The sequence below is a fragment of the Meridianimarinicoccus aquatilis genome (assembly GCF_004358675.1).
Classification (GTDB): Bacteria; Pseudomonadota; Alphaproteobacteria; order Rhodobacterales; family Rhodobacteraceae; genus Meridianimarinicoccus; species Meridianimarinicoccus aquatilis.
Genome location: NZ_SMZO01000127.1, coordinates 1 through 765 on the forward strand (window position 1 = coordinate 1; position 765 = coordinate 765).

The following is a 765-nucleotide window of genomic DNA, read 5'->3' on the forward strand; positions in this document are numbered from 1 at the left end:
TGGGTAATGACTCCAACTTATTGATAGTGTTTTATGTTCAGATAATGCCCGATGACTTTGTCATGCAGCTCCACCGATTTTGAGAACGACAGCGACTTCCGTCCCAGCCGTGCCAGGTGCTGCCTCAGATTCAGGTTATGCCGCTCAATTCGCTGCGTATATCGCTTGCTGATTACGTGCAGCTTTCCCTTCAGGCGGGATTCATACAGCGGCCAGCCATCCGTCATCCATATCACCACGTCAAAGGGTGACAGCAGGCTCATAAGACGCCCCAGCGTCGCCATAGTGCGTTCACCGAATACGTGCGCAACAACCGTCTTCCGGAGCCTGTCATACGCGTAAAACAGCCAGCGCTGGCGCGATTTAGCCCCGACATAGCCCCACTGTTCGTCCATTTCCGCGCAGACGATGACGTCACTGCCCGGCTGTATGCGCGAGGTTACCGACTGCGGCCTGAGTTTTTTAAGTGACGTAAAATCGTGTTGAGGCCAACGCCCATAATGCGGGCAGTTGCCCGGCATCCAACGCCATTCATGGCCATATCAATGATTTTCTGGTGCGTACCGGGTTGAGAAGCGGTGTAAGTGAACTGCAGTTGCCATGTTTTACGGCAGTGAGAGCAGAGATAGCGCTGATGTCCGGCGGTGCTTTTGCCGTTACGCACCACCCCGTCAGTAGCTGAACAGGAGGGACAGCTGATAGAAACAGAAGCCACTGGAGCACCTCAAAAACACCATCATACACTAAATCAGTAAGTTGGCAGCA

1 protein-coding gene is annotated in these 765 nt (G+C 53.3%); it reads right to left on the bottom strand.

The features are described 5' to 3' along the window. Positions 1–17 precede the first annotated feature (17 nt). Positions 18–715 (bottom strand): IS1-like element IS1A family transposase gene (locus E2L05_RS20580; RefSeq protein WP_103215986.1). Its coding sequence is split into 2 segments (ribosomal slippage): positions 18–466 and positions 466–715, totalling 699 coding nucleotides; the frame shifts between segments, so codons are not numbered across the junction. Between the last annotated feature and the right edge of the window lie 50 nt (positions 716–765).